General features: G+C 61.7%; 27 protein-coding genes and 1 pseudogene. 10 read left to right on the top strand and 18 right to left on the bottom strand.

Annotation, left to right across the window (positions count from 1 at the left end):
* Positions 1-63: 63 nt before the first annotated feature.
* Positions 64-450, bottom strand: coding sequence for a DUF2946 domain-containing protein (locus AC07XZ_RS19045; protein WP_085602912.1), 387 nt, complete (start codon positions 448-450; stop codon positions 64-66).
* A gap of 94 nt (positions 451-544) precedes the next feature.
* Between AC07XZ_RS19045 and AC07XZ_RS19040 the strand changes: the two genes are divergently transcribed.
* Positions 545-985: a DUF3995 domain-containing protein gene (locus tag AC07XZ_RS19040; RefSeq protein ID WP_007950535.1), complete on the top strand. Its 441-nt coding sequence runs from the start codon at positions 545-547 to the stop codon at positions 983-985.
* Here the strand turns inward: AC07XZ_RS19040 and AC07XZ_RS19035 are convergent.
* From AC07XZ_RS19035 to AC07XZ_RS19005, 7 genes and pseudogenes are all read right to left on the bottom strand, one after another.
* Positions 982-1,344: a Na+/H+ antiporter subunit G gene (locus AC07XZ_RS19035; protein WP_007950534.1), complete on the bottom strand. Its 363-nt coding sequence runs from the start codon at positions 1,342-1,344 to the stop codon at positions 982-984. The two genes, AC07XZ_RS19040 and AC07XZ_RS19035, sit on opposite strands and share 4 nt — an antisense overlap.
* The gene (locus tag AC07XZ_RS19030; protein ID WP_011334688.1) at positions 1,341-1,619 is read right to left on the bottom strand and encodes a K+/H+ antiporter subunit F; all 279 of its coding nucleotides are present in this window, start codon (positions 1,617-1,619) and stop codon (positions 1,341-1,343) included. The genes AC07XZ_RS19035 and AC07XZ_RS19030 overlap by 4 nt, the downstream gene beginning before the upstream one ends.
* A complete protein-coding gene (locus AC07XZ_RS19025; RefSeq protein WP_102687073.1) occupies positions 1,616-2,104 on the bottom strand; it encodes a Na+/H+ antiporter subunit E in 489 nt (162 codons plus the stop codon). Before AC07XZ_RS19025 ends, AC07XZ_RS19030 begins: the two co-directional genes overlap by 4 nt.
* The gene (locus AC07XZ_RS19020; RefSeq protein WP_102687074.1) at positions 2,101-3,780 is read right to left on the bottom strand and encodes a monovalent cation/H+ antiporter subunit D; all 1,680 of its coding nucleotides are present in this window, start codon (positions 3,778-3,780) and stop codon (positions 2,101-2,103) included. The genes AC07XZ_RS19025 and AC07XZ_RS19020 overlap by 4 nt, the downstream gene beginning before the upstream one ends.
* Positions 3,777-4,121: a Na+/H+ antiporter subunit C gene (locus AC07XZ_RS19015; RefSeq protein WP_003192163.1), complete on the bottom strand. Its 345-nt coding sequence runs from the start codon at positions 4,119-4,121 to the stop codon at positions 3,777-3,779. The genes AC07XZ_RS19020 and AC07XZ_RS19015 overlap by 4 nt, the downstream gene beginning before the upstream one ends.
* The gene (locus tag AC07XZ_RS19010; RefSeq protein WP_102687075.1) at positions 4,121-7,021 is read right to left on the bottom strand and encodes a monovalent cation/H+ antiporter subunit A; all 2,901 of its coding nucleotides are present in this window, start codon (positions 7,019-7,021) and stop codon (positions 4,121-4,123) included. Before AC07XZ_RS19010 ends, AC07XZ_RS19015 begins: the two co-directional genes overlap by 1 nt.
* Positions 7,022-7,126: 105 nt before the next feature.
* Positions 7,127-8,075, bottom strand: a pseudogene (locus AC07XZ_RS19005) (DMT family transporter).
* A gap of 85 nt (positions 8,076-8,160) precedes the next feature.
* Between AC07XZ_RS19005 and AC07XZ_RS19000 the strand changes: the two are divergent.
* The 3 genes from AC07XZ_RS19000 (at position 8,161) to AC07XZ_RS18990 (ending at position 11,819) form a co-directional block, all read left to right on the top strand.
* On the top strand, positions 8,161-8,724 hold the full coding sequence (locus AC07XZ_RS19000) for a helix-turn-helix domain-containing protein (protein WP_007950529.1): 564 nt from the start codon (positions 8,161-8,163) through the stop codon (positions 8,722-8,724).
* A gap of 216 nt (positions 8,725-8,940) precedes the next feature.
* Positions 8,941-10,344, top strand: a complete 1,404-nt coding sequence (locus tag AC07XZ_RS18995; protein ID WP_102687076.1) for an LLM class flavin-dependent oxidoreductase — start codon at positions 8,941-8,943, stop codon at positions 10,342-10,344.
* Between the two features lie 59 nt (positions 10,345-10,403).
* A complete protein-coding gene (locus tag AC07XZ_RS18990; protein ID WP_102687077.1) occupies positions 10,404-11,819 on the top strand; it encodes an FAD/NAD(P)-binding protein in 1,416 nt (471 codons plus the stop codon).
* A 64-nt stretch (positions 11,820-11,883) separates the two neighbouring features.
* Here AC07XZ_RS18990 and AC07XZ_RS18985 read toward each other — a convergent pair whose 3' ends face one another.
* The 5 genes from AC07XZ_RS18985 to ppnN form a co-directional block, all read right to left on the bottom strand.
* Positions 11,884-12,132, bottom strand: a complete 249-nt coding sequence (locus AC07XZ_RS18985) for a hypothetical protein (RefSeq protein WP_039767006.1) — start codon at positions 12,130-12,132, stop codon at positions 11,884-11,886.
* A gap of 108 nt (positions 12,133-12,240) precedes the next feature.
* On the bottom strand, positions 12,241-12,975 hold the full coding sequence (locus AC07XZ_RS18980) for a substrate-binding periplasmic protein (RefSeq protein ID WP_085746179.1): 735 nt from the start codon (positions 12,973-12,975) through the stop codon (positions 12,241-12,243).
* 160 nt (positions 12,976-13,135) lie between these two features.
* A complete protein-coding gene (locus AC07XZ_RS18975; RefSeq protein ID WP_102687078.1) occupies positions 13,136-13,555 on the bottom strand; it encodes a hypothetical protein in 420 nt (139 codons plus the stop codon).
* A gap of 151 nt (positions 13,556-13,706) precedes the next feature.
* Entirely contained in the window at positions 13,707-14,444 is a 738-nt protein-coding gene (locus tag AC07XZ_RS18970; RefSeq protein WP_039766999.1) for a response regulator, read from the bottom strand.
* A gap of 61 nt (positions 14,445-14,505) precedes the next feature.
* Entirely contained in the window at positions 14,506-15,879 is a 1,374-nt protein-coding gene (gene ppnN / locus AC07XZ_RS18965; protein ID WP_039766997.1) for a nucleotide 5'-monophosphate nucleosidase PpnN, read from the bottom strand.
* A gap of 211 nt (positions 15,880-16,090) precedes the next feature.
* On the opposite strand from ppnN, the gene AC07XZ_RS18960 reads away from it, so the two are divergent.
* Positions 16,091-16,612 carry a DUF3087 domain-containing protein gene (locus AC07XZ_RS18960; protein ID WP_102687079.1) on the top strand — a complete coding sequence of 174 codons (522 nt, stop codon included), beginning with the start codon at positions 16,091-16,093 and terminating at the stop codon, positions 16,610-16,612.
* Here AC07XZ_RS18960 and AC07XZ_RS18955 read toward each other — a convergent pair.
* Positions 16,609-16,995 carry a DUF2784 domain-containing protein gene (locus AC07XZ_RS18955; protein WP_007950517.1) on the bottom strand — a complete coding sequence of 129 codons (387 nt, stop codon included), beginning with the start codon at positions 16,993-16,995 and terminating at the stop codon, positions 16,609-16,611. The two genes, AC07XZ_RS18960 and AC07XZ_RS18955, sit on opposite strands and share 4 nt — an antisense overlap.
* A gap of 155 nt (positions 16,996-17,150) precedes the next feature.
* On the opposite strand from AC07XZ_RS18955, the gene AC07XZ_RS18950 reads away from it, so the two are divergent.
* From AC07XZ_RS18950 to AC07XZ_RS18940, 3 genes are read left to right on the top strand one after another with little or no spacing between them, the layout of a single operon-like run.
* Positions 17,151-17,849, top strand: a complete 699-nt coding sequence (locus tag AC07XZ_RS18950) for an AzlC family ABC transporter permease (RefSeq protein WP_045121617.1) — start codon at positions 17,151-17,153, stop codon at positions 17,847-17,849.
* Positions 17,849-18,160, top strand: coding sequence for an AzlD domain-containing protein (locus tag AC07XZ_RS18945; protein WP_164872179.1), 312 nt, complete (start codon positions 17,849-17,851; stop codon positions 18,158-18,160). The genes AC07XZ_RS18950 and AC07XZ_RS18945 overlap by 1 nt, the downstream gene beginning before the upstream one ends.
* Before the next feature lie 40 nt (positions 18,161-18,200).
* Positions 18,201-18,347: a hypothetical protein gene (locus AC07XZ_RS18940; RefSeq protein WP_165369550.1), complete on the top strand. Its 147-nt coding sequence runs from the start codon at positions 18,201-18,203 to the stop codon at positions 18,345-18,347.
* A gap of 46 nt (positions 18,348-18,393) precedes the next feature.
* On the opposite strand, the gene AC07XZ_RS18935 is transcribed toward AC07XZ_RS18940, so the two are convergent.
* The 4 genes from AC07XZ_RS18935 to AC07XZ_RS18920 all read right to left on the bottom strand — a co-directional run bounded on the left by AC07XZ_RS18935 (position 18,394) and on the right by AC07XZ_RS18920 (position 21,558).
* A complete protein-coding gene (locus AC07XZ_RS18935; RefSeq protein WP_085605099.1) occupies positions 18,394-18,666 on the bottom strand; it encodes a hypothetical protein in 273 nt (90 codons plus the stop codon).
* Positions 18,667-18,935: 269 nt separating this feature from the next.
* On the bottom strand, positions 18,936-19,616 hold the full coding sequence (locus AC07XZ_RS18930; protein WP_102687080.1) for an SOS response-associated peptidase: 681 nt from the start codon (positions 19,614-19,616) through the stop codon (positions 18,936-18,938).
* Positions 19,617-19,670: 54 nt separating this feature from the next.
* Positions 19,671-20,510, bottom strand: a complete 840-nt coding sequence (locus AC07XZ_RS18925) for an ABC transporter permease (protein ID WP_011334671.1) — start codon at positions 20,508-20,510, stop codon at positions 19,671-19,673.
* 61 nt (positions 20,511-20,571) lie between these two features.
* Complete coding sequence (locus AC07XZ_RS18920) at positions 20,572-21,558, bottom strand: aliphatic sulfonate ABC transporter substrate-binding protein (RefSeq protein ID WP_102687081.1); 987 nt, start codon at positions 21,556-21,558, stop codon at positions 20,572-20,574.
* 292 nt (positions 21,559-21,850) lie between these two features.
* On the opposite strand from AC07XZ_RS18920, the gene AC07XZ_RS18915 reads away from it, so the two are divergent.
* Both AC07XZ_RS18915 and AC07XZ_RS18910 read left to right on the top strand, forming a co-directional pair.
* Positions 21,851-22,798 (top strand): ABC transporter substrate-binding protein, encoded by a 948-nt coding sequence (locus AC07XZ_RS18915; protein WP_011334669.1) that lies wholly within the window; start codon positions 21,851-21,853, stop codon positions 22,796-22,798.
* A gap of 134 nt (positions 22,799-22,932) precedes the next feature.
* Complete coding sequence (locus AC07XZ_RS18910) at positions 22,933-23,832, top strand: polysaccharide deacetylase family protein (protein ID WP_102687082.1); 900 nt, start codon at positions 22,933-22,935, stop codon at positions 23,830-23,832.
* The last annotated feature ends 84 nt before the right edge of the window (positions 23,833-23,916 follow it).

The raw sequence follows: 23,916 nt of genomic DNA, 5'->3' as shown, positions 1-23,916 counted from the left end.
CAGCGCACAGGCGAACGCCGCGCGTTGGCGCAGTGGGCTGACAAATCAAAAAGGCAAGGACACTCAGGCGAGCGGCGGGGCGCGAGGGTTGGCCGAAGGCCAGATGAAGCGGGCAGGGAGGTCGGCGCTGACGATGACCGGCAGCGGCGGGCTGTGTTGTTCAGGCAGGATCGCGAGGGTCAGGCTGGAGTTGAACGCCGGGCCCATGCCTCCGGTGGAGCACAGCGGACAACCGAAGGCCTTGGCCAGGGTCGGCAGTTTTTCTTCAGCGGGATTCGAGGCGAGCGGCGCCTGGGTGCTCGGGTCGACGGCGCAGAACTGGCCGCCGATACCGTTGAGCTGCATGCCGACCATTTGTCCGTGACCGATGCTGCAGGCGAACACGTTGAACAGGACGCAGCAATAGAGCATCCAGGCCAGCAGTGAGCGATCGGTACGGGTGAATTTCATGGGGCGGCACTTTACCGCACCGCCGACCGGTCGTGCACATGGAAAAATGCCGACTAGGATGTTTTGTTCAAATCCCTTTAAAGGATTCTCGACCATGACCTTTGTGTTGGCTCAATGGCTGGTGACGATATTTGCGGTGATCAGCCTGATGCATGTGTATTGGGCGATGGGTGGGCAGTGGGCGGCCGTGGCGGTGGTGCCGCAGGTTCCGGTGGACAACGGCGGACTGACGCTCAGGCCGGCGTTCAAGCCGTCAGGCTGGATCACGCTGGTGGTGGCGGCAGCCCTGCTACTGATTGCCGCACTGGTGTGCATGCGAGTGGGGTGGTGGCTGCCCGCCGTGCATCACTGGGCGCTGCAATGGGTGATCAGCGCGATTGCGCTGCTGATGTTTGCACGGGCAATCGGCGATTCGGAGCTGGTGGGGTTTTTCAAGGAAGTGAAGGGGTCGCGGTTCGCCCGGCTCGACACTTGGGTTTACTCGCCGCTGTGTCTGATATTGGGAGCCGGGCTGTTGGCTGTTGCCTGGATTTAACTGCCGGTTTCAGTGCGCCGGCTGCTGACCTCGGCCGGCACGTCATCTCCGGCCATACGCTTGCGGAACAACGCCGCTCGCGCCAGCAACAGGGTAGTCACCGGTACGGTGATCGACAGCAGAATCGGGATCAGCCATGCATGGAGCACCGGCCCGGACTTGAGCGCCGAAAAACAGATGATCGACGCCAGCGCCACGCACCACGCGCCCAACGTCGAGGCCAGCGCCGGCGGGTGCATGCGCTGGAAGTAATCTTTCATCCGCAGCAGGCCGGTCGCGCCGATCAGGGCGAACACGCCGCTGAGGACCAGCAGGATCGCCACCGGGATTTCCACCCAGAGAGACAGTTCAGCGTTCATTCGATCACCTCGCCACGCAGGAGGAACTTCGCCAAAGCAAACGAGCCGACGAAGCCGAACAGCGCGATCAGCAGCGCCGCTTCGAAGTAGGTGTCACTGGCATAACGAATCCCCAGGGTCAGCATCATCAGCATGGCGACGATGTACAGGTAATCCAGCGCCAGTACCCGGTCTTGCGCCGACGGGCCTTTGAACAGGCGCACCAGCGTGAGGACCATGGCCAGGGAAAACAGGAACAGCGTCAGCAGAATCGCGTTCGACAGCAGCGGGCTCATTCGAAAATCTCCATCAATGGCCGCTCGTAAGTGACCTTGAAGTGCTGGATGAATTGCGCTTCGTCATCCAGATCCCACACGTGCAGCAACAGAATGCTGCGATCCAGCGCCAGCTCCGACCATACCGTGCCGGGCACGACCGTACAGATCATCGACAGCGCCGCCAGACCGTTGGCATCGCGCAGGTCCAGAGGCACCTTGATGAAGCGTGAACGAAGCGGCCGACGACCGGCGTTGAGTACACCCCAGGCCACCTGCAGGTTCGAGACGATCACATCGCGCCCGACCAGCAGAAACAATCGCAGGATCGTGCCCGGGCGGCGGATGTGAATCCGTTGCGGGCGCAGCTTGCGCATCATCAGTGGAGCGCTGAAACCGAGTACGGCACCCAGCAGCAGATTGCCCGGGCTGACCGACAGGTTCAGCACCAGCCAGAGCAACCACAGCGCAAGCGACAGCCAAGGAGCAGGAAACAGACGTTTCATGGTTGCACCTCCAGCAGCGCAGCCTTGGCTTCCGGGCTCGGCACGGCGCGGGTGCCGAGCACTGCCATTACGTATTGCTGCGGATTGTTCAGCGCATCGGCCGCTGCCTGGGTGTAACGCCACAGCGGTTCAGCCTTGAAGGTCAGCGCGATGCTCAGCCCGAGCAGCAGGAAAATCGGCGTGCATTCCAGTTTGCGCAGCAGGGGCGACGGGCGCTCTTCGGGCGACCAGAAGCGCTGGATGCCCAGGCGCGAGAACGCCATCAGCGAGCCGAGTCCGGTGAGGATCAGCAGGGCCAGCATTGCCCATGCGGCATTCGAGATCGGTTCGCCGGCGCCGAGGCCCAGCGGGTTGAGCAGGGCGCCGATCAGGCTCAGCTTGCCGATGAAACCGGACAGCGGCGGCATACCGATAATCAGCAGCGCGCAGGCAATGAAGCTCAGGCCGAGGAAGGCCATGGTCCACGGGATCACCTGACCGACCACGGCTTTCTGATCGTCGTCGAGGTTGATGCCCTTGACCGGACGCTGCCACTCCTGCGGACGCGGCAGCAGTTCGTTTTCATCTTCCAGCGGCACTTCGATGGCGGTACGCGAGCGTTCGATCAACTCAGCCAGCAGGAACAGCGCGCTCAACGCCAGGGTCGAGCTGACCAGATAGAACAGCGCGGCGCCGATCAGATTGGGTTGGGCAAAACCCACGGCCGACAGCAGGATCCCCGCCGACACCAGAATGCTCAGGCTAGCCATGCGTTCCAGGCGTTGCGCGGCAATGATTGCCACGCCCGCACCGGCCATGGTCGCCATGCCGCCGTAGATCAGCCAGTCACCGCCGAAGTAAGCCGAAGCGCCCGCTTGGCCCGAGAACAGCAGCGTCCACAGACGCAGCAAGGTGTAGACGCCGACTTTGGTCATGATCGCGAACATCGCCGCCACCGGCGCGCTGGCCGACGAGTAGGCCGGTACCAGCCAGAAGTTCAGTGGCCACATGCCGGCCTTGGCCAGGAACGCCACGGCCAGAATCCCTGCGCCAGCGTGCAGCAGGCCTCGGTCGGCTTCCGGCACCAGCGGGATCTTCAGGGCCAGATCCGCCATGTTCAGCGTGCCGGTCACGCCGTAGATTAATGCCGCGCCGATCAAAAACAGCGACGAGGCCAGCAGGTTGATCGAAATGTAATGCAGCCCCGACGACACCCGCGCCCGGCCCGAGCCGTGGAGCAGTAAACCGTAGGACGCGGCGAGCAGCACCTCGAAGAATACGAACAGGTTGAACAGGTCCGCCGTCAGGAATGCGCCGTAAAGTCCCATCAACTGAATCTGGAACAAGGCGTGGAAGCTCGACCCCGCGCCGTCCCAGCGGGCCATGGCGAAGAGCAGGGCGCTGACGCCAATGATTCCGGTCAGCACCAGCATCAATGCCGACAGACGATCGACCACCAGCACGATGCCGAACGGCACCTGCCAGTTGCCCGGCAGATAAACCCCAATCGAACCGGGAACGCCGGTGGTCTGGGTCCATTGCAGCAGCATTACCGAGATGCCGAGGCCGAGGAGGCTGGAGAACAGGTTGATTTTCGCCTTCAGTGGTCGGTGCTTCTCGCCGAGCATCAGCATGATGGCGGCGGTCAGCAGCGGCAGCAGGATCGGTGCGGCGATCAGGTGAGTCATCGCCGTCATTCCTTGGGCTCCCTTCCGTCAACGTGGTCGGTGCCGGTCAGGCCCCGTGAGGCCAGCAGCACCACCAGAAACAAAGCGGTCATGGCGAAGCTGATGACGATGGCCGTCAGCACCAGCGCCTGGGGCAGCGGGTCGGTGTAATTGAGCAGATCCTGCGGCACGCCGTCCTTGATGATCGGCTCCTTGCCGATGAACAGGCTGCCCATGCTGAAGATGAACAGGTTGACGCCGTAAGAGAGCAGGCATAGGCCCATCACCACCTGGAATGTCCTTGGCCGCAGGATCAGCCAGACCCCGGACGCGGCGAGCACGCCGATGGCGATTGCGATGACTTCTTCCATCAGACGGCTCCTTTGGCGGCAGCGGTTTTGTGGCCCCGGACCGATTGGTGGGCGAGGGCGGTGAGGATCAGCAAGGTCGAGCCGACCACCACGGCGTAGACGCCGATATCGAAGAACAGCGCGCTGGCGATATGGATGTCACCCAGCAGCGGCAGGCTGAAATGCCAGGTGTGGGTGGTGAGGAACGGATAACCCACCACCATCGCCCCGAGGCCGGTGACGGTGGCGAACAGCAGGCCGGTGCCCATCCAGCGCAGTGGGCGCAGGCTCATTTGCGCCTCGACCCACTGGGTGCCGGCGACCATGTATTGCAGGATGAACGCCACCGACATCACCAGACCGGCGACAAAGCCGCCACCCGGCTGGTTGTGCCCGCGCATGAACAGGTAGAACGACACCACCAGCGCAATCGGCAGCAACAGACGCACCAGCACCGCCGGCACCATCATGAAACCGAGCGCGGTGTCGCTGGCCGAGCGCGGGTTGACCAGATCGGTGACCACGTCGGGGGCGAGCAGGCGCTGCTGGGCCGGCAGTTGCAGGCTTTCTTTCGGCGGGCGGAAGCGACGCAGCAGGGCGAACACGGTCAGTGCCACGGCGGCCAGCACCGTGATTTCGCCAAGGGTGTCGAAACCACGGAAATCCACCAGCATCACGTTGACCACGTTGCTGCCGCCGCCCTCGGGCAGGGCGCGGCTCAGGTAAAACGAGGAAATGTCGTTCGGCGTCTGCCGGGTCAGCATCGCGTAGGACAGCAGCGCCATGCCGCCACCAACGGCAATCGACAGCAGCAAGTCGCGCAGACGCCGTACCCGCGCCTTGCGCAGGCTGCTTGGCAGCGGCGAAACCTCTTCGATCCGCCGTGGCAGCCAGCGCAGGCCGAGCAGGATCAACACGGTGGTCACCACTTCGACCACCAGTTGCGTCAGGGCCAGATCCGGCGCCGAGAACCAGACGAAGGTCACGCACGTCATTAGCCCGCAGACGCTGACCATGGTCAGGGCCGCGAGACGGTGATACTTGGCCTGCCACGCGGCGCCGAGGGCGCAGGCGATTGCCAGCAGCCACAGGGTCACGAACACGATCGAGCCAGGGATCTTCGGCCGGTCGCCCCAGCTCAGGCTGCTGTGCAGCATTGGGATCAGGCCGGCCAGCACTGCCGCCAACACCATCAGGAACAGCTGGGTTTGCAGACGCTTGGTGCCGATGCGCCGCTCCAGCCGCCGGGCCAGGCGCATCATCGCCACCAGACTGCGCTCGAACATTCGCTTGCCGTTGAGGCGGCCCGCCAGCGGCGGATACTTGAAGCGGCCGCGCTTGAGCTGGTTGCGCAGTAGCAGATAGACCACGATACCGCCGGACATGGCGATCAGGCTCATGATCATCGGTGCATTGAGGCCGTGCCAGATCGCCAGGCTGTATTCCGGCAGCACGCCACCCACCACCGGCAAGGCGGCAGTGGCCAGCAACGGGCCTACAACTTGTGCCGGGAAAATCCCTACCAGCAAACAGGTGAACACCAGCAACTCAACTGGCGCGCGCATCCAGCGTGGCGGTTCGTGCGGGGTGTGCGGCAGGTCGGTGGCGGTCGGGCCGAAGAACACATCAACAGTGAAGCGCAGTGAATAGGCCACGCTGAACGTGCCGGCAATCGTCGCGACGATAGGCAACGCGGCTTCGACCCACGCCGTGGCGTTGATGAACACGGTTTCGGCGAAGAACATTTCTTTCGACAGGAAACCGTTGAGCAGCGGCACCCCGGCCATGGATGCACTGGCCACCATCGCCAGGGTGGCGGTGAACGGAATCAGTTTGAACAGGCCGTTGAGTTTGCGGATGTCGCGGGTGCCGCTTTCGTGGTCGATGATCCCCGCGGCCATGAACAGCGAAGCCTTGAAGGTCGCGTGGTTGAGAATGTGGAACACCGCCGCCACGGCGGCCAGCGGGCTGTTCAGGCCGAGCAGCAGCGTGATCAGGCCGAGATGGCTGATGGTCGAGTAGGCCAGCAGTCCTTTGAGATCGTTCTGGAACATCGCGCAGTACGCGCCGAGCAATAGCGTGGCGGCACCGGCGCCGCTGACGATGTAGAACCATTCTTCGCTGCCGGACAGCGACGGCCACAGCCGGGCCAGCAGGAAAACCCCTGCCTTGACCATGGTCGCCGAATGGAGGTACGCCGAAACCGGTGTGGGCGCCGCCATCGCGTGCGGCAGCCAGAAGTGGAAGGGGAACTGGGCGCTTTTGCTGAGGGCGCCGATAAGAATGAGGGGAAGCAGGATGGGGTAGAGGGCATGTGCGCGAATCAGATCGCCGGCGGCCAGGACCTTGTCCAGGTCATAGCTGCCGACCACATGGCCGAGGATCATGACCCCCGCCAGCAGACATAATCCGCCCGCACCGGTGACCATCAACGCCATGTACGCACCACGGCGCGCGTCGTGGCGGTGGTGCCAGTAGCCGATCAACAGGAACGAGAAAAGGCTGGTCAGCTCCCAGAAGAACACGATTTGAATCAGGTTGCCGGAGATCACCAGCCCCAGCATGGCGCCCATGAACGCCAGAAAGAACGCAAAGAAACGCGGCACCGGATCGTCCGGCGACATGTAATAACGGGCATATAAGGAAACGAGGGTGCCGATGCCCAGCACCAGCATCGAGAACAGCCAGGCGAAGCCGTCCATGCGCAGGACGAAGTTCAGGCCCAGGCTGGGCAGCCACGTGAATTCTTCGCGGATCACGCCGCCGTGGGCGATCTGCGGGTATAGCAGCGCGACCGAGACAGTCCCGACCAGTGCGACCAGACCTGCCAGCAGGGATTCGGCGTTACGTGCGTTGTGCGGCAGCACGGCTGCCAGACAGCTGCCCAGAAAAGGCAGAAGCAGTAGAACTATCAGGGACATAGGCTTCTAATCTGCGGAAGTTTGTGAAGCATCATACGTGCCAGCTCCCGGATCGCCAAACGCGAGGATGTCTCTGAATCCTACAAAGTAGCCGTAAAACCCCGTTTAGCCTTCGGTCTCGTGCTCCAATTCTTCCGTGACCGTTTGTGTCTCTTTGCCTTTGGTCTTCAATTCACTGACGATCACTGACGATCACTGCCGCCACGATCAGCCCCGCACCCACCAATGCAATCGCTGGCAAACGCTCCCCCGCGATGCGCCCGACGATTCCGGCCCACACCGGCTCACCGGCGTAGATCAAGGTCGCTCGGGTCGGCGAAACACTTTTCTGCGCCCAGTTCATCGCCACCTGAATCGCCGCACTCATCGCGCCCAGGCCCAGAGCCGTACTCAGCAACAGCCACGAGAAGTCCGGAATTGCCTCGCCGGTCGGTACCACCATCAAAAACGACAGCACCGAAGTCGTCGCCAGTTGCACAACGGTTACGCGACGCACATCGACCTGCCCGGCATAGTTGCTGATCAGGATGATTTCGGCTGCTATCGCGATGGCGCTGATCAGCGTGGCGATTTCACCGGGGCTGAAATTCAGCGAAGCACCGGACGGCCCGGAAAGCAGCATCAGCCCGGTAAACGCCAGCATGATGCCAATGCTCGGCATTAAACCCGGGCGCCGGCCGAGAACCAGCCATTGCAGCAGAGGCACGAACGGCACGTACAGCGCGGTGATGAACGCCGACTGGCTGCTTGGAATGCTCTGCAAACCGACAGTCTGCAAACCGTAACCGAGCAGGATCGCCACGCCGATAAAGGCACCGGCCTTGAGTTCGAACAGGGTCAGCTCACGCAGGTGCTTCCAGGAGAACAGCGCAACGATGCCCGCGGCGGCAGCAAAGCGCAGGCCGACGAAAAACATCGGACCGCTGACGGTCATCGCGTGCTGCACCAACAGAAAGGTGCCGCCCCAAAGCATGGTGATCAGCACCAGCACGCACTCGGCTTTGCTGAATCGGGAAAACCGCAGGGAAGATTGGGAGGGATTGGCTGACGTCATGACCTTGCGCACTTTTAAGGAGGAGACGCACAATGCGCCAAATGTTGCGCAGTATACTGCCCAACTCCAGCCAGTGAGCAATATAGTGCACAAAGATTCCGTTCAGCGGGCTTCGGTCCTGCAACACGTCAGCCAGAACGTCCGGCGCCTGCGCCACGCCGCCGACATGAGCCAGACGGCCCTCGCGGAAAAGTCCGGGGTCAGCCGGCGGATGCTGGTGGCCATCGAGGCCGGCGAGAAGAATGTCAGCCTGACCACCCTCGACCGCGTCGCCGAAGCCCTCGAAGTGGCCTTCAGTGATCTGATCCAGGCCCCGGACAATCGCGATCCCGGCCGGATCAACGAACTTGCCTGGGCCGGCAGCATCCCCGGCAGCAAAGCCGTTTTGCTATCCAAGGCCAATGCCACCCGCGCGGTGGAGCAGTGGGAATGGTGCCTGCAACCGGGTGAGGTCTATCCCTCGCAACCGGACGCCGAAGGCTGGAGCGAGCAGATTTTCGTGTTCGAAGGCTGCCTGACGCTGATGCTCGGCGATCAACCCCAGCGCATCGCCGCCGGGGAGTTTTTCATGTTCGCCAGCAACCAGCCGCACACCTATCGCAATGACGGGGAAGTGGCGGCGCGCTTCGTGCGCAATGTGGTGATCTGACTGTTGCAGGGCCGACAGCGGATAAACAGTTTGCTCCATCCTGCGTGCAGACTGCTTTAGGTTGTTATCTCAATCTATTGATAAATAAAGAAAATGTATTCAGGCATGACTCCTGCTATGGGTTCTGGATCCTCATCCGGAAACCACGGAGTCGCCTCACATGATCGCTTCAAATCAAACCGCTAAACGCCTCCTGAACATCGGGAGTACCGTCTGATGCCCCGCGAAATCCGTCTCAACGCCTTCGACATGAACTGCGTCGGTCATCAGTCGCCGGGCCTGTGGGCTCACCCTCGGGATCGCTCCTGGCAGTACAAGGATCTGGAGTACTGGACCGATCTGGCGAAAATCCTCGAGCGCGGCAAGTTCGACGGTTTGTTTATCGCCGATGTGCTGGGCATCTACGACGTGTACAACGGCAATGGCGAAGCGGCGATCCGGCAGGCGGCGCAGGTGCCGGTCAACGATCCGTTGCAGTTGATCCCACCGATGGCGCTGGTCACCGAGCACCTGGGCTTCGGTCTGACCGCTTCGCTGTCCTTCGAGCATCCGTATCCATTCGCACGACGCCTGTCGACCCTCGATCACCTGACCAAAGGCCGTGCCGGCTGGAACATCGTCACCTCTTATCTGGAGAGCGGCGCGAAGAACATCGGCCAGCAAGCCCAGACCGAACATGACGCACGCTACGACTTCGCCGAAGAATACCTCGAGGTCTGCTACAAACTCTGGGAAGGAAGTTGGGAAGAGGGCGCGATTCTGCGCGATCGCGAACGGCGGATCTTCAGTGACCCGAGCAAGATTCACGAGATCCGCCACCACGGGAAACACTTTCAGGTGCCGGGCATTCACCTTTGCGAACCGTCGCCGCAGCGCACGCCGGTTCTCTATCAGGCGGGTGCTTCCAGCCGGGGCAAGCAGTTTGCCGCCGAGCATGCCGAATGCGTTTTTGTCGCTGCCCCGTCGAAAGTGCTGCTGAAGAAAACCGTGGCCGACATCCGCCGCCGCGCCGCCGAGGCCGGGCGTGATCCGTCGAAGATCCTGATTTTCAACCTGCAAACCGTGATCCTCGGCGAAACCGACGCCAAGGCCAAAGCCAAATTCGAAGAATACAAATCCTGGGTCAGCTACGAAGGCGCGATGGCGCTGATTTCCGGCTGGACCGGCATCGACTTCAGCCGCTTCAAACCGGACGAACCGCTCAAGCATGTGCACACCAACGCGATTCAATCGGCGGTCGAGGCGTTTTCCACGGCGGATCCGAACAAGGTCTGGACCCCCAACGAACTGGCCGACTGGGTCGGCATCGGCGGCTTCGGCCCGTTGTTCGTCGGCAGCCCGGAAACGGTGGCGGACCTGTTGCAGGAATGGGTCGACGAAACCGACGTCGACGGCTTCAACCTGGCCTACGCGCTGACCCACGAAACCTTCATCGACGCCGTGGAACTGCTGGTGCCGGAGTTGCAGAAGCGCGGGGTCTACAAGACCGAGTACGCGCCGGGGACCTTGCGCGAGAAGCTGTTTGGCGAAGGGCCGAGACTGCCGGAGGTTCATCCGGGCAGCGTCTATCGAAACCTCGGCGAGCTGCATCGGCAGGAGAAAAAAGTCGCGTCCGTCTAGACGCCTTCGCGGCGTCTGAATGACACTGCCTTGAGCAAACCCTCTGCAGCGAGAACGGCATGACTCAAACCGATACGACCGCACTGCGTCACGCCGACATCCTGATTGTCGGCGGCGGCCTCAGCGGCACGATGCTGGCGGTGCAATTGCTGCGTTTGCCGGGGCGCAGAAAGATTCTGGTGATCGAGCCCCGGGCCGAGCTGGGCCGGGGCGAAGCGTACAGTGCGGTGGAACTGGGCCACACGCTTAACGGCAACGCGGCGCGGATGAGCGTTGACCCGGACAATGCCGATGACCTGACCCAGTGGCTGACCGCTCACATCGCCGGTGGCGGCTGGCCGGAGTCGGATCAGCAACATGTGCCGGTCAGCGAACTGTTTCCACCTCGGGGGCTGTTTGGCGTGTATGTGCAACAGCGTCTCGCCGAAGCGCAGCAGGTGGGCGCGCAACACGGTTCTACGGTCGAGCATGTGCGCGCCGAAGTGGTCGATGTTCAGGCCTCCAGTGATTCCGTGCAGCTCACCTTGAGTAACGGTCAGCAATTGCTCGGGGCTTTTGCCGTGTTGGCGACCGGGATGTTCCCGGCTGCCCGCACCCCGCAAAAAGAATCCAGTGGTCTCAACGCGGCGGCACTCGATCCGTGGGATGTCGCGGCCATGCGCCAGCTCGATCCGCAATCGACGGTGCTGATCATCGGCTCCGGCCTGACCATGGTCGATGCCGTGGTGTCGCTGGAGCAGGCCGGGCATCGCGGGCCGATCGAGGTGTTTTCCCGGCACGGGTTGTTGCCCCATGTGCGTCGGCACCCGCCCGCGTGGGTGGACTTCCTCGCCGAGGATCACAGCATTCGCACACCACGCCAGTTACTGCGCGAATTGCGCCGGCATTGCCGCGACGCCATCGCACAGGGCATCGACTGGCAGGCGCCGCTTGACACCGTGCGTGCGCACATCGGCCGGTTATGGAGTCAGGCCAGCGATGTGCAGCGCCGGCAATTCGTGCGGCATGTGCGGCCGTGGTGGGAAAGTCATCACCATCGTTCGCCGCCGCTGAGTGCGGAACTGGTCGAGCGTCTGCACCGGGAAGGGCGATTGCGCATTCATGCGGCGTCTTACAAGGGTCTTGAGCCTGCATCGGGCGACGGCGTGAGTATCCTCATTCGCCCTCGCGGTGAGGCCGAAACCCGCGTAGTGCAGGGCGCGGCGTTGATCAATTCCAGCGGCATCGAATACGACTGGCGCCGGGTCGCGCGACCTTTGCCGCAGCAGTTGCTGGCGCGCGGTCTGGTTCGTCCAGGGCCGCTGGCACTGGGGATCGCGGCAGAGGTGGACGGTGCGGTGCTGGATGTCGAGGGCCGGGTCTCGAACCGCCTGTTTGCCATGGGCCCGCCGTTGCGTGGCATGTGGTGGGAAAGCACCGCCGTCACCGATGTGGCGTTGCAGGCCAAGGCACTGGCCGCGCGACTGGTTCGCTGATGCCCAAATGCAAGAAACCCCGCTTCGGCGGGGTTTCCTGTTTCTGGCAGCTCAAACCGATCACTCAGTAGCGCTGATATTTGGAACCGAATTCCGGGCGATTTTCCGCGACGTACAGTTTGGTCTGTTCGGCGTTCTGTTGCAGTTTGAGGCCTTGGTGTTCGGCGTCGTTGCTGACGGTGTCGACGTTCAGGGTGCCGGACTGGCCGACGGTCGCCGCCGCGACAACCGGGGTGCTGGCGTGTGGGGCGGCGATGGCGGAGGTGGCGCCAATCAGAGAAACAATGAAGCCGAGTGCGATGATGTCTTTCATGATGTTGCTCCAGAGAGTGGGGAGAAGATGGGGCCCACTGTAGTGCTGGAGGGGTTTGATGTGAAAACACCCTTGCGCATAGTTGTTATCGAAGGTGTTGATGCGCGATCAGCGCGGTAGGGTATTGCTCAGCCAGCGCTGGCGCAGTTGCTCCAGACGACCGTCGGCCCGCAATGTATCCAGCGCCTGCTGCCAGCGTGCGACCTGTTCCGGATCGGTCTGCGGCGAAAAGGCAATGTAGGTGTTCTGTTTCATCAACGGGATCTGGTACTGCAAGCGTCCCGGCTCCATGCCTTGTTCGCGGGCGAGGGCGGCTTTGGACCAGGTATCGGAGACCACGAAATCGGTACGCCCCAGGCTGAACAGTCGCATCATCTGCTCCGGGGTTTCCACGCCGTAGAGGTTGTTCAGGTCTTGCCCTTGCAGATAGCTGTAGACCAGCCATTTGCGCGGTACGGTGATCCGGCCCAGGTGATCGGCTTCACGCAGGCTGTGCACGGGAGGCTGGAGATTGTCGCGGGCGTATAGCGCGGTTTCGACTTCGATCAGCGGCCCGACCCATTGATAGCGATCGTCGCGCGCATCGGTACGCAGCACGGTGAATACGCCGGTGTCGGGCGTGTCGCTGGCCATGCGCAGGGCGCGCAGCAGCGGGACTTGTTGCAGATGGATGCGGTCGCCGGTCTGGGTCGCCAGAGCCTGCACCACGTCCACACCGAATCCTGCGAGCTGATTGCCTTGCATGAAATGCAGGGGCGGGTGGTTGTCGGTGAGCAGTTGCAGATCCGCCGCGGTGGCCGTCAGGGCCAGCATGGACAGCAGACAGGCGGCAAATCGTTTCATGGATCGTCCCTGAACAAATCAATCGCGCAGCTTAGTACGAGCCATGGCGGCTGTCGTGGGGAAACAGCGGGCTTTTGTGTCAGAGAACAAGGCTTATCGGTAGTGAACGCTGCGGGGGCAGAGCGCCCCCGGCAGGAATCGACAACGGCGGTACAAACGATCAGTAACGCTGGTACTTGGAGCCGAACTCGGGACGGTTCTCGGCGACCAGTACGCTGCGGGCCGAACGTTCGCGCAGTTCCTGTAAGCGATCGGCACCCCCTTCGGCGACGCGTTCGCGCAGCTCTTGCAAGCGGTCCGCACCGCCCTCGGCGACGCGCTCACGCAGTTCCTGCAAACGATCCGCGCCGCCAGCCACGCGTTCGCGCAGTTCCTGCAAGCGATCCGCGCCGCCTTCAGCCACGCGTTCGCGCAGTTCCTGCAAGCGATCCGCGCCACCTTCGGCTACGCGATCCTTCTGCAGGTTTTCCGAGCCGTATTCGGCAACCAGCGGCTGGGAGCTGGCGGAGGCCAGGTCGGCCAGGGCCAAACCGCTGAACAGGCTGATTGCGAGTACCAGGGATTTCGAGGACTTGAACATGGTGCTTCTCCTTGCGTTTGAGATGAGTGAACCAGTGCTTTCTGGTGGGTTCATTCAAACGCGAGGGTGTATCGCTGATATGTGGTGTTGCGGCCCGAAAACGCGGGTTACGTATCTGCGCGGCGAATTTATACAGAGCGATACAAATCCGTCAGGATTCGGCGAGCATCTCCACGGCGAAGGAGAAAACATAACCCTCGTTGCGCACGGTCTTGATGTAGGTCGGCTCGCGGGAGTCGTCCAGCAGACGCTGGCGCAGGCGGCTGACCAGCAAATCGATGGAGCGGTCGAACAGGTCCGCGTCGCGACCCTGGGTCAAATTCAGCAACTGGTCGCGGCTGAGCACCCGTTGCGGATGATCGAGAAACACCCGGAGCAGGCGATATTCGGCGCCGCTTAGGGCGACCATGGTGTCGTCTTCATCGAGCAGGTGGCGGGCGGTGGTGTCCAGGCGCCAGCGGCCGAACGCGAGCAGGCGTCCGGTTTCGGTGATCAGCAGATTGGGCGGCAGCATTCGCGTGCGGCGCAGCACGGCGTTGATCCGCGCCAGCAGTTCGCGCGCGGCGAAGGGTTTGGTGAGGTAATCGTCGGCGCCCATTTCCAGGCCGAGAATGCGGTCGGTCTGGTCGTCGCGGGCGGTGAGCATCAGGATCGGGATCGCCTTGTGCTTGCCGGCGCGCAGTTCGCGGCACAGCACCAGCCCGTCATCGCCGGGGAGCATGATGTCGAGCACGATCAGGTCGACCGTGTTGGCTTCCAGAAAGCTGCGCATCTGCCGGCCATCGGCGACCACGGTGCTGCGCAGGCCGTTCTTGGTCAGGTAATTGCCGACCAGCTCGCGGATCTCGCGGTCATCGTCGACGATCAGGATGTGGTTGATGTGATCCATGGTTCGCTCTTTTTATAAGGAGTGCCCGAAGCGTTGCGCTTCGGGCACTGGTCGCTTCTAGTCAGGACACCACGCGATAGCACGGCACATACGCCGCGCCGCCCGGCAGTTTCATCCGGTGCTGGGCGACGAAGGCTTTGAGCAGCAGATCGAGGGGCTGCATGATCGCGGCGTCGCCACGGATCTGATACGGCCCGTGTTCCTCAATCAGGCGGATGCCCTTGTCCTTGACGTTGCCGGCGACGATCCCGGAGAACGCGCGGCGCAGGTTGGCCGCCAGTTCATGGGGCGGCTGATCGCGGTGCAGCTTGAGGTTGGCCATGTTTTCGTGGGTCGGATCGAACGGGCGCTGGAAGCCTTCGTCGATCTTCAGCAGCCAGTTGAAGTGGAACGCGTCGGCGCGTTCGCGGCGGAACTGCTTCACGGCCTTGAGGCCCGCGGTCATCTGCCGCGCCACTTCGGCCGGGTTGTCGATGATGATTTCGTAGTGCTTCTTCGCCGCTTCGCCGAGGGTGGCGGTGACGAAGGCGTCCAGTTGTTCCAGGTACGGCGCGGCGTGTTTCGGCCCGGTCAAAATCACCGGGAACGGCAGGCCGGCGTTGTCCGGGTGCATCAGGATGCCCAGCAGGTACAGGAACTCTTCGGCGGTGCCGGCGCCGCCCGGGAAGATGATGATGCCGTGGCCGACGCGGACGAAGGCTTCCAGGCGTTTTTCGATGTCCGGCAGGATCACCAGCTCGTTGACGATCGGGTTCGGCGCTTCGGCGGCGATGATGCCCGGCTCGGTCAGGCCCAGATAGCGGCCGCCATGAATGCGCTGTTTGGCGTGGGCGATGGTCGCGCCTTTCATCGGGCCTTTCATCACGCCCGGGCCGCAGCCGGTGCAGATATCGAGGCTGCGCAGGCCCAGTTCGTGGCCGACTTTCTTGGTGTATTTGTATTCTTCGGTGTTGATCGAGTGGCCGCCCCAGCACACGACGATTTTCGGCTCGACGCCCGGACGCAGGGTGCGCGCGTTGCGCAGCAGGTGGAAGACGTAGTCGCTGATGCCCTGGGAGGTGCTGAGGTCGATGCTCAAGGCGTCGAGTTCGTTCTCGGTGTAGACGATGTCGCGCAGGGCGCTGAACAGCATTTCCCGGGTGCTGGCGATCATTTCGCCGTCGACGAAGGCGTCGGCCGGGGCGTTCAACAGTTCGAGGCGCACACCGCGATCCTGCTGGTGGATGCGGATTTCGAAGTCCTTGTAGGCTTCAAGAATGGTTTTTGCGTTGTCGACATGGGCGCCAGTATTGAGGATGGCCAGGGCGCACTGGCGAAAGAGGGTGTAGGTGCTGCCGGTTCCGGCCTGGCTCAGTTGCTGAACTTCACGTTGGGAAAGGGTTTCGAGGCTGCCTTTTGGGCTGACCGAGGCATTGATTACGTGTCGTTGGGTCATGCAGTGATCCTTAAAACGATGTCATTGCCGGCATGGCCAATGGCATCCGAATAGTGTGTATCCATGAATGAAGATGGCACGATCTGCGTGGTATCGCCATGTCCCCGCTGGACTTTGAAAAGATGAAAAGGCGCTCCAGCATAGCTAAATCCGCCTCAGAGGCGATAATGCGCCGGCCTCTTTTTATTTCAAGCCATGGAAGCCTGTCGCGATGTTCGAGATTCAACCGATCGATGCCATCACTTATCGCCAGCAGACCCGGCGCAGCACGCTGATCATCGCGGTGCTGTTTCTGGTGCTGGCGATGGCGTTTTCGACGGCGGCGGTGGCGCTGTTCGGCGAGCCGGGCGGGGATAACCTGCGGTTCAATGTCGGCGGGGTGTTTGGCGCATTTCTGCTGACAGCGGCGTTGCTGCGCGGGCGTTTCTGGAACCAGACCTGGATGGCCCCGGCGGTGTACGGCTGGCGGCTCAAGCGCAGCCTGATGAGCGTCACCAATGTGATGCATCAGGTGGCGGCGGCTGTGGAGAAGGGTGATCCGGTGGCGATGAAGGTGCTGCGTTTCTATCACCTGGGACTGACCCAGATGCATGAACTGGACGGTAACTCCAGCGATCACGCGCAATTGCACCGGGAAGTCGAAACACACAAGACGCGGATGGAGGCGCTCGGTCTGGATACCGATCAGACGCGCCTCGATCCGGCCTGGCTGGAAACCTTGAAAGCGCGTTAAAACGGAATGCGCGCGGCGCGCCGCAGTTTCCAGCGGCGAATCAGGCGCCCGTATACCAGCAGGTTGACCACCAGCACCACGCTGCCCAGCACCAACTGAATCTGCGGGGTCAGCCCCGCCGGGTAGATGATCGGCCAGATGTAATGTTCGATGAATCCGCCGGCGTATTCGGTCTGCCCGGCGGCGTGGCGCATCAGGTTTTCCCAATAGGTCAGCGGACAGGTCAGGTGCAACACCTCGACCGCCACGCCCCAGGCCGCCGCCGGTAAATGCAGCCACATCAGCCGCGGCCACTTGAGCACCAGCAGCCCGCCGAACAGCACGAACAGAATGAACAGCAAATGAAACAGCACCAGCCCGTCGGCGGCTATTCGATACAGCATGTCGTCTCCCTGACGCGTGTGTGAATGGTTGCCATGTTACGCCGGTAAATGACTGACGGAAGGAAGGATTTGCGCCAACTGCGCAAGATTGTTCAAGCCACCCACGGGCATTTGCTGGCAGAGTCCGGGGTCTTGTCTCACGGTTGAAGCGTGTTATGTCTGACTCATTAATGCCGCGCAGTGCCTTTCTTCGCGGAGCCGCGGCGATCATGCCGTTATCGCTGGCGACGGCGCCGTGGGGGCTGTTGGCCGGCTCCATGGCGATCGAAGCCAACCTCACACCGCTGCAAGGGCAGGGCCTGTCGAGCATCGTGTTCGCCGGCGCTGCGCAATTGGTGGCGATCGGCATGCTCAAGGGCGGCGCGGGGATTTTCTCGATTCTGCTGACCACGCTGCTGCTGACTTCGCAGCATCTGCTTTATGGAATGAGCATGCGCCACGTGATTTCGCCGTTGCCGGGGCGCTGGCGTATCGGTCTGGGCTTTTTGCTCACTGATGAACTGTTCGCTCTGACCAGTCAGCATGATCGTCAGCAGTTCAACCGCTGGTACGCCTTGGGCGTGGGTCTGACGTTTTACATCGCCTGGAACCTCTTCACCCTGGCCGGCATCGTGCTCGGCAGCAGCATTCCGGGGCTTGAGCATTTGGGGCTGGACTTCTCGATTGCCGCGACCTTCATTGCCCTGATCACCCCGGTGGTGCGCAATGTGCCGACGGTGGTCTGCGTGGCGGTGTCGCTGTTCTGCTCGGTGCTGTTCAGCTACTGGCAATGGGGTTCGGCGCTCGTGCTGTCGGGCCTGGCCGGCATGACCGCCGGGTTTATCTGCAACAAGCTGTATCGGGAGCGCACATGATGGTCTGGGCAGTGATTTTCGGCATGGGGATTCTGGTGTTCCTCAACCGTTACGTGTTTCTCGAACCGCGCCTGCCGGTGCGTTTGAGCAGTAACGCGCGGCAGTTTCTCGGGTTTGCCGTGCCGGGCATGTTGACCGCGATTTGCGGACCGATTGTGTTCATGCCGGACAAACAACTGAATCTGCAGTGGGATAACCCTTATCTGCTGAGTTCATTAGTGGCAATCGGCCTGGTGATCTACACGCGTAATACATTGCTTAGCATGCTATTGAGCATGGCGTTCTTCTTTCTATTGCGCTGGTGGCTTTAAGTTCTACGCTTAATGGATGAATTCCATTAGCGAGGTGAACATGGCAACCGAGCAGAAACGTCCCGAAAAAGATGACGAGCCGAGCGAAGAAGAGATCGAGCGGGAGAAACACAAGGAGCAGACCTGGAAGCATGACGACAGCCGCGAGTTGTCCGACCGTGATCAGGAACGCCCGCTGAAACCCTGAACGCCACAACGAAAAAGCCCCGCGATTGCGGGGCTTTTTCGTTTCATCAAAGATCGTCCAGCTGCGTGAAATCGGGGTGGGAGGCCCGATAACCCAAGGTCTTGTCGATCCAGGCATTCAGCTCGTTGACCATCACCGGCGGGTGGCAGGGATAGTTTTCGAGGGTGGCGCGCAGGATGCGGTCGATATCGGGTACGTCACGCAGGTTTCGAGTCTTTATGTAGTGGCCGATAAAACAGTCGAGTTGAAAGCGTTCTGTCGTGGACAGATGAATACACTCCAGGCCTGTGACCTGTTTGATTGCAAAATCGTCGCGCAACTTAGTTCTCTGCAAGGCTTGTTAAGTTTGTGGGGGTATTCCTGGTTTTGCTGACTCTTTGGTCAACTGGTATGCCAAAAGGAAATGCGGCGCGCATGCTATCCGTAGTGTTTGTAAATGTATGTATGACGGTTGAAATGTCAGACAGGCGGTTAGTTCAATCAAACGACTGTTTATGTTGAATGTTTCGCGTTTGAAACACCGGGTGTAACGCGCAGGATTCAATTCGTGAATTCCTGCTCTTGATAACGCACCGCATCGGCATTTATTTACGTCACCGCTTCAATCAATTCAGACCCCTGATTGCGGGAGTTGCCCACCGCTTTGCCGACTTTGTGCCATTGGAACGCTTCGCTGGGTTCGGCTTCAAACAGCAGCATCTGCTCGGCGCGCTCGGTGGGCGTGGCGGGATCGAGCCATTCCTGTACCCGATCGGCGTGCAGCACAATCGGGCGACGGTCATGCACATCGAGCAAGCCACCTTCGCTGTCGGCGGTGATGATGACGAAGCCGTCGTCTTCCCGTGGAGGTTCGCCGGGTATCGGAAACTGGCCGATGGCGGCGCAGAAAACCGGTTGATGGTCGGCGCGACGAATCAGCCACGGCTGTCGGCTCTTGTCGGGTGCATCGACCCACTCGAACCAGTTGTCGACCGGCACGATCAGTCGATGGCGCCAGATCGCTCGAAAGAACGGCCCGTGGGCGACTTTTTCCACCCGCGCGTTGATTGGCGCAGCGCGATCCTTGGCCCAGTGCGGGCGCCAGCCCCAGCGCAGATTGTCGGCGTATAGCCGTTGTCGGTGCTGATGGAGGATCGCTAGTGACGTGGTGGGCGCAGCGTTGTAATGCGCCAGCGGTGCGTCGCCGACGTGATTGATCAGCGCATCGGGAATGCTCAGCACCGCGACGAAATCGTGGATGCCACGGTATTGCGACAGTCTTCCGCACATCGGCCGATCCTCCGGCGAACCAGCTGCCTGAAGGCTTCAGTTTAGTTGCACGGTTCAATCCTTGCTGCCCTGGCCGGTGAAGGCGTCGCGCCAGACCAGCCAGCGGCGTTCCAATATGGCCAGCAGGCCATCGCTGAGTTTGCCGAGCAGTGCCAGGACGATGATCGCGGCCAGCACGATGTCCGGTCGCGAAGTCTCGCGACCGTCACTGAGCAGGTAACCCAGCCCTTTGGTCGCCGCGATCAGTTCGGCCGCCACCAGAAACATCCACGACAGGCTCATGCCGCTGCGCAATCCGGTAAACAGACCGGGCAGGGCAGCTGGCAACAGAATCCGTCGCACCAGTTGCAGCGGACTGAAACCGTAGATATGCCCGACCTCCACCAGTTTGCGGTCGATGTTGCGAATCGCCGCGACCACGTTGACGTAAACCGGGAAGAACGCGCCGATGGCGATCAGGACGATTTTCGAGGTCTCGTCGATCCCCAGCCACAGCAACAACAGCGGCACCCAGGCCAGGCTGGGAATCGAACGCAGCGCGGCGAAGGTCGGTTCCAGATAGGCCTCGGCTTCGCGGCTGAGGCCGACCCATGCGGCGAACACCAGCGCCAGACTCGCGCCGATGGCAAACCCCAGCAGCACGCGAATCAGGCTGGCGCCGATGTGTTTCCACAAGGCGCCTTCGGCCAGATCTGTAAGGGTCAGGGCAATCTCGCTCGGCGCCGGCATCTGGTAGGACGGCAGCCAGCCGATGCGTACGATAAATTCCAAGGCGATCACGATCAGCAATGGCAGGGCCAGGCCCTTAAGGCGCCGGCGCCAGAGCGGATTCAGCAGTGGGAGTTTTCGCCGTGGTGCCGACAAGGCGAGGCGGGCGGGCAAGTCGTTGCTCATGGACGGTTCTCCGCTCACGACAAATCCGCGACGGGCGCGGACTTGTCATGAGCCTGATCGGTTACTGGGCGGCGGCGACTTGCTGGAAACCGGTGTCGATCAACTGATCGATGACCTGGTCGACATTCACTCCACGGCGCACCAGTTCTTCGGAGACCAGAATCGGCGCGGCGGCTTTCGAGGCCAGCACGTCCCTGGCGGTCAGTTGCGGGCTGCTCAGGTCGGTGCGCGACAGTTGCAGTTTGGCCACGTCCAGCGGCAGGCCGGATTCGCTGGCGAGCAACTTTGCCAATTCGTCGGGGTTCTTCACCGACCATTCGCGGGCCTGCTCATAGGCCTTGATCACGGTGTCGATGGTTTGCGGGTGTTGCTTGGCGTATTGCTCGGTAACGCTGACCACGCCGTAGCTGTTGAAGTCGCGATTGCGGTACAGCAGGCGCGAACCGGCCTGCACCTGGCTGGCGGCCATGTGCGGATCGAGGCCGGCCCAGGCGTCGACATCGCCTTTCTCCAGCGCGGTGCGGCCGTCCGGGTGTTGCAGGTGCACCAGTTCCACATCGTCCTTTTTCAGCCCGGCCTGTTGCAGGGTGCGCAAGGTGAACAGGTACGGATCGGTGCCTTTGGTAGCGGCGATTTTCTTGCCCTTGAGGTCGGCGACGGACTGGATCGGCGAGTCCTTGCGCACCACCAGCGCGGTCCATTCGGCGCGGCTGTAGACGTAGACCGATTTGATCGGGCTGCCATTGGCACGGCTGAGTACCGCGGCGAGGCTGGCCGACGAGGCGAAATCCACGCCGCCGCTGTTGAGGTACTCCAGCGAGCGGTTGCTGCCCTGGCTCAGCACCCAGCTGACTTTGCTCTGGGGCAAGGCTTTTTCCAGGTAGCCCAGATGTTTGAGCGCCAGGCTGACCGGCGAGTAATAGGCGTAATCCAGATGCACTTCGGCCGGCGGCGCTTCGGCAGCGTGGGCGAAAGGGTGCAGGCTCAGGGCGACTGCGCAGGCCGCGAGCAGCGTTTTGACGCGGGAAAACGGTAAGAGGGATTTCATGGGCACGCTCCGGCAAGGCAACAGATTCTTATGTCCAAAAAGATATTTTTATCGAATGCTTCCTGCATGAATGGAATATTGCAGGCTCTGTGCCATGTGCGCGTTGTCCCGTATTTACGGGGTTTGACGCCGGTTTTTCAGGTCGGAAGTGTTGCAGGGAAAACACTGTGCCGAGCCACTGTTGCTCGGCCAACAGTGCGGCGGGAAGGTGCTGAGCTTATGCGAAAATCGAATTTAAAATCTGATTTGTAAGAGCGTTATGGTCTATAAAAATCCCTTTGCAGGACTCGCCATGAAGCTCTCACGTTTCCTACGCGCCGCGTTGACCAGCGCACTGTTTGCCACGCCATTGACCTACGCTGCGGAACCCTTGGTCCTGCACGTCGGCGACCAGAATTACTACAACATCCGCGCGTCCATAGAGGCGTCCGGCGTGTTGAAGGACGCGCCTTACACGGTCGACTGGAAACACTTCCAGGCTGCCGCGCCATTGGCCGAGGCGTTGCAGACCGGATCCCTGGATCTGGGTTTCCTGGGGGATTCGGGGTTTCTGTTTCTGGCTGCCAAACAGGCGCCGGTGAAACTGATCGGGGTGTCGCGACAGAACCCGGACACCATCGCCCTGTTGGTGCCCAAGGATTCTCCGGTGAAAACCATCGAGGACCTGAAGGGCAAAAAAGTCGCCTACTGGCCGGGTGCCTGGAGTCAGCAATTGACCTTGCGGGCACTGGAGCAGGGCGGTTTGCCGGAGAACTACGTCGACTTCGTCAAGCTGATGCCGATCGATGCAGCGGCGGCGCTACCGCAAGGCAGCATCGATGCGTTCCCGGTCTGGGAACCCTACATTTCCCAGCAGATCGTGTTCTCCGGTGCGCGGCCGATTCTCACCGCGAAAAACCTGATGCCGGGTTTGAGCGCCATCGCCGCGTCTGCGCCGTCCATCGACAGCAAGCGCGAAGCGATCGCCGATTTCCTCGGGCGCCTGAAGCAGGCCCGGGCCTGGGTCGACAGCCACACCGACGAATACGCCGACCTGTGGGCGAAGAAAGCCAACCTCGATCAGCAGGTTTCGCGGCACTGGTTGCGCCAGGCGCACATGACGGTCGGCCCGGTGGATCAGCAGGCCGCCGCCGATCTGCAAAGCACCGCCGACTTCCTGTTCAAGGTCAAGGCGCTGCCGGCTCCGCTGGCCACGGCGGGGATCATCGACAGCTCGTTTCAACAGGCACTGGCACGCTGAGCGAGCGCCGGAACCAAACCCTGTGTATCTTTATCCAACCTCGGCCCATCTCAATGGGTCGCAGGGAGGCAGCAGCGGCGAAGGAGTTTTGCCAATCGACAACATGACCGCAACGGTCGGGCTCAAGGCAAAACATGACACAGTGGTTCAAGCTTTTCTGCGCGATGGCGGTGGCCGTCGGGCTGGCCGGGTGCATCGCCGCTCCCATTGAAATGACCGCGCAGACAGAAGCCCGGCTCAAAGAGCAGGCGCCTGTGCGCTTTCTGTTGACCTTCGATGACGGGCCCAGCGCTTCCAGTTTTTTCAATCCCACCGACACCGTGCTCGACAGCCTCAAGGACAACCCGCTGCAACCGGGGATCAAAGCGGTGTTTTTCGTCCAGACCCGCGCGCCGCGAGCGGGCAACAGTGAGATCGGCCGGCAGGTGATGCGCCGCGAGCACGCTGAAGGGCACATTCTGGGCTTTCACACTGCAACCCATTGGCACACCAATCATCGATTGCTCGACCCGGATGAGCTCGAAACCACGTTGACCAACGGCTCGGCGGACATCGCGGCGATCACCGGCGCGCCGCCAACATTGCTGCGTCCGCCGTTCTGGAACTACGACAAACGCACCTTCGCCGCCTATCAGCAGCACCACATGCAGGTTTTGCTGACTGACCTGAGCGCCAACGACGGCAAGATCTGGGGCTTCAACGCCAGCCCCCGGCGGCGGGCGAACATGCTGCGTCAGCTGTCGGAAGTCCGCGAACGGATTGCCCTCGGTGAATTGCCAACGGTGGACGGGGTGATTCCGGTGGTGGTGACCTTCCACGATCTCAACCGCTACACCGCCCGCCATACCCGCGAGTACTTGCAGATTCTGCTCGAAAGCGCCGCCGCCACCGGCGTGCGACTGGCGGACAAACCGTTCTATGAGGATCGCGCAGCACTGGAAAAAGCCGCGCTGGCGCGCACGGTGGGTGAGTCGTCGAAGCCGGTGAATCTGCCGGGGATCTGGAACTGGATTTGGGACCATGACGCGCATTGAGAGTGGCGACTTGAAGATGTGAAGCGGTTGGCAAATTTTGCGGGTGTCGGTGAGAGCAAGGCGACAAAAGCTCATCTATGCTGA

Source organism: Pseudomonas sp. GW458-11-26-14-LB4, from assembly GCF_059423925.1.
Note: the sequence above shows the minus strand (reverse complement) of the source record. Positions and strands in the feature narration are given on the sequence as shown.

Coding starts and splice junctions, on each gene's coding strand:
- AC07XZ_RS18915 (WP_011334669.1), top strand. CDS start 21,851: ATGAAGCTCTCACGTTTCCTACGCGCCGCGTTGACCAGCGCACTGTTT.
- AC07XZ_RS18945 (WP_164872179.1), top strand. CDS start 17,849: ATGGTCTGGGCAGTGATTTTCGGCATGGGGATTCTGGTGTTCCTCAAC.
- AC07XZ_RS18940 (WP_165369550.1), top strand. CDS start 18,201: ATGGCAACCGAGCAGAAACGTCCCGAAAAAGATGACGAGCCGAGCGAA.
- AC07XZ_RS19020 (WP_102687074.1), bottom strand. CDS start 3,780: ATGACGGCGATGACTCACCTGATCGCCGCACCGATCCTGCTGCCGCTG.
- AC07XZ_RS19045 (WP_085602912.1), bottom strand. CDS start 450: ATGAAATTCACCCGTACCGATCGCTCACTGCTGGCCTGGATGCTCTAT.
- ppnN (WP_039766997.1), bottom strand. CDS start 15,879: ATGACCCAACGACACGTAATCAATGCCTCGGTCAGCCCAAAAGGCAGC.
- AC07XZ_RS19035 (WP_007950534.1), bottom strand. CDS start 1,344: ATGAACGCTGAACTGTCTCTCTGGGTGGAAATCCCGGTGGCGATCCTG.
- AC07XZ_RS19025 (WP_102687073.1), bottom strand. CDS start 2,104: ATGAAACGTCTGTTTCCTGCTCCTTGGCTGTCGCTTGCGCTGTGGTTG.
- AC07XZ_RS18960 (WP_102687079.1), top strand. CDS start 16,091: ATGTTCGAGATTCAACCGATCGATGCCATCACTTATCGCCAGCAGACC.
- AC07XZ_RS18980 (WP_085746179.1), bottom strand. CDS start 12,975: ATGAAACGATTTGCCGCCTGTCTGCTGTCCATGCTGGCCCTGACGGCC.
- AC07XZ_RS19030 (WP_011334688.1), bottom strand. CDS start 1,619: ATGAGCCCGCTGCTGTCGAACGCGATTCTGCTGACGCTGTTCCTGTTT.
- AC07XZ_RS19010 (WP_102687075.1), bottom strand. CDS start 7,021: ATGTCCCTGATAGTTCTACTGCTTCTGCCTTTTCTGGGCAGCTGTCTG.
- AC07XZ_RS18925 (WP_011334671.1), bottom strand. CDS start 20,510: ATGAGCAACGACTTGCCCGCCCGCCTCGCCTTGTCGGCACCACGGCGA.
- AC07XZ_RS18970 (WP_039766999.1), bottom strand. CDS start 14,444: ATGGATCACATCAACCACATCCTGATCGTCGACGATGACCGCGAGATC.
- AC07XZ_RS18990 (WP_102687077.1), top strand. CDS start 10,404: ATGACTCAAACCGATACGACCGCACTGCGTCACGCCGACATCCTGATT.
- AC07XZ_RS19015 (WP_003192163.1), bottom strand. CDS start 4,121: ATGGAAGAAGTCATCGCAATCGCCATCGGCGTGCTCGCCGCGTCCGGG.
- AC07XZ_RS18995 (WP_102687076.1), top strand. CDS start 8,941: ATGCCCCGCGAAATCCGTCTCAACGCCTTCGACATGAACTGCGTCGGT.
- AC07XZ_RS19040 (WP_007950535.1), top strand. CDS start 545: ATGACCTTTGTGTTGGCTCAATGGCTGGTGACGATATTTGCGGTGATC.
- AC07XZ_RS18955 (WP_007950517.1), bottom strand. CDS start 16,995: ATGCTGTATCGAATAGCCGCCGACGGGCTGGTGCTGTTTCATTTGCTG.
- AC07XZ_RS18910 (WP_102687082.1), top strand. CDS start 22,933: ATGACACAGTGGTTCAAGCTTTTCTGCGCGATGGCGGTGGCCGTCGGG.
- AC07XZ_RS18920 (WP_102687081.1), bottom strand. CDS start 21,558: ATGAAATCCCTCTTACCGTTTTCCCGCGTCAAAACGCTGCTCGCGGCC.
- AC07XZ_RS18930 (WP_102687080.1), bottom strand. CDS start 19,616: ATGTGCGGAAGACTGTCGCAATACCGTGGCATCCACGATTTCGTCGCG.
- AC07XZ_RS18975 (WP_102687078.1), bottom strand. CDS start 13,555: ATGTTCAAGTCCTCGAAATCCCTGGTACTCGCAATCAGCCTGTTCAGC.
- AC07XZ_RS18985 (WP_039767006.1), bottom strand. CDS start 12,132: ATGAAAGACATCATCGCACTCGGCTTCATTGTTTCTCTGATTGGCGCC.
- AC07XZ_RS18950 (WP_045121617.1), top strand. CDS start 17,151: ATGTCTGACTCATTAATGCCGCGCAGTGCCTTTCTTCGCGGAGCCGCG.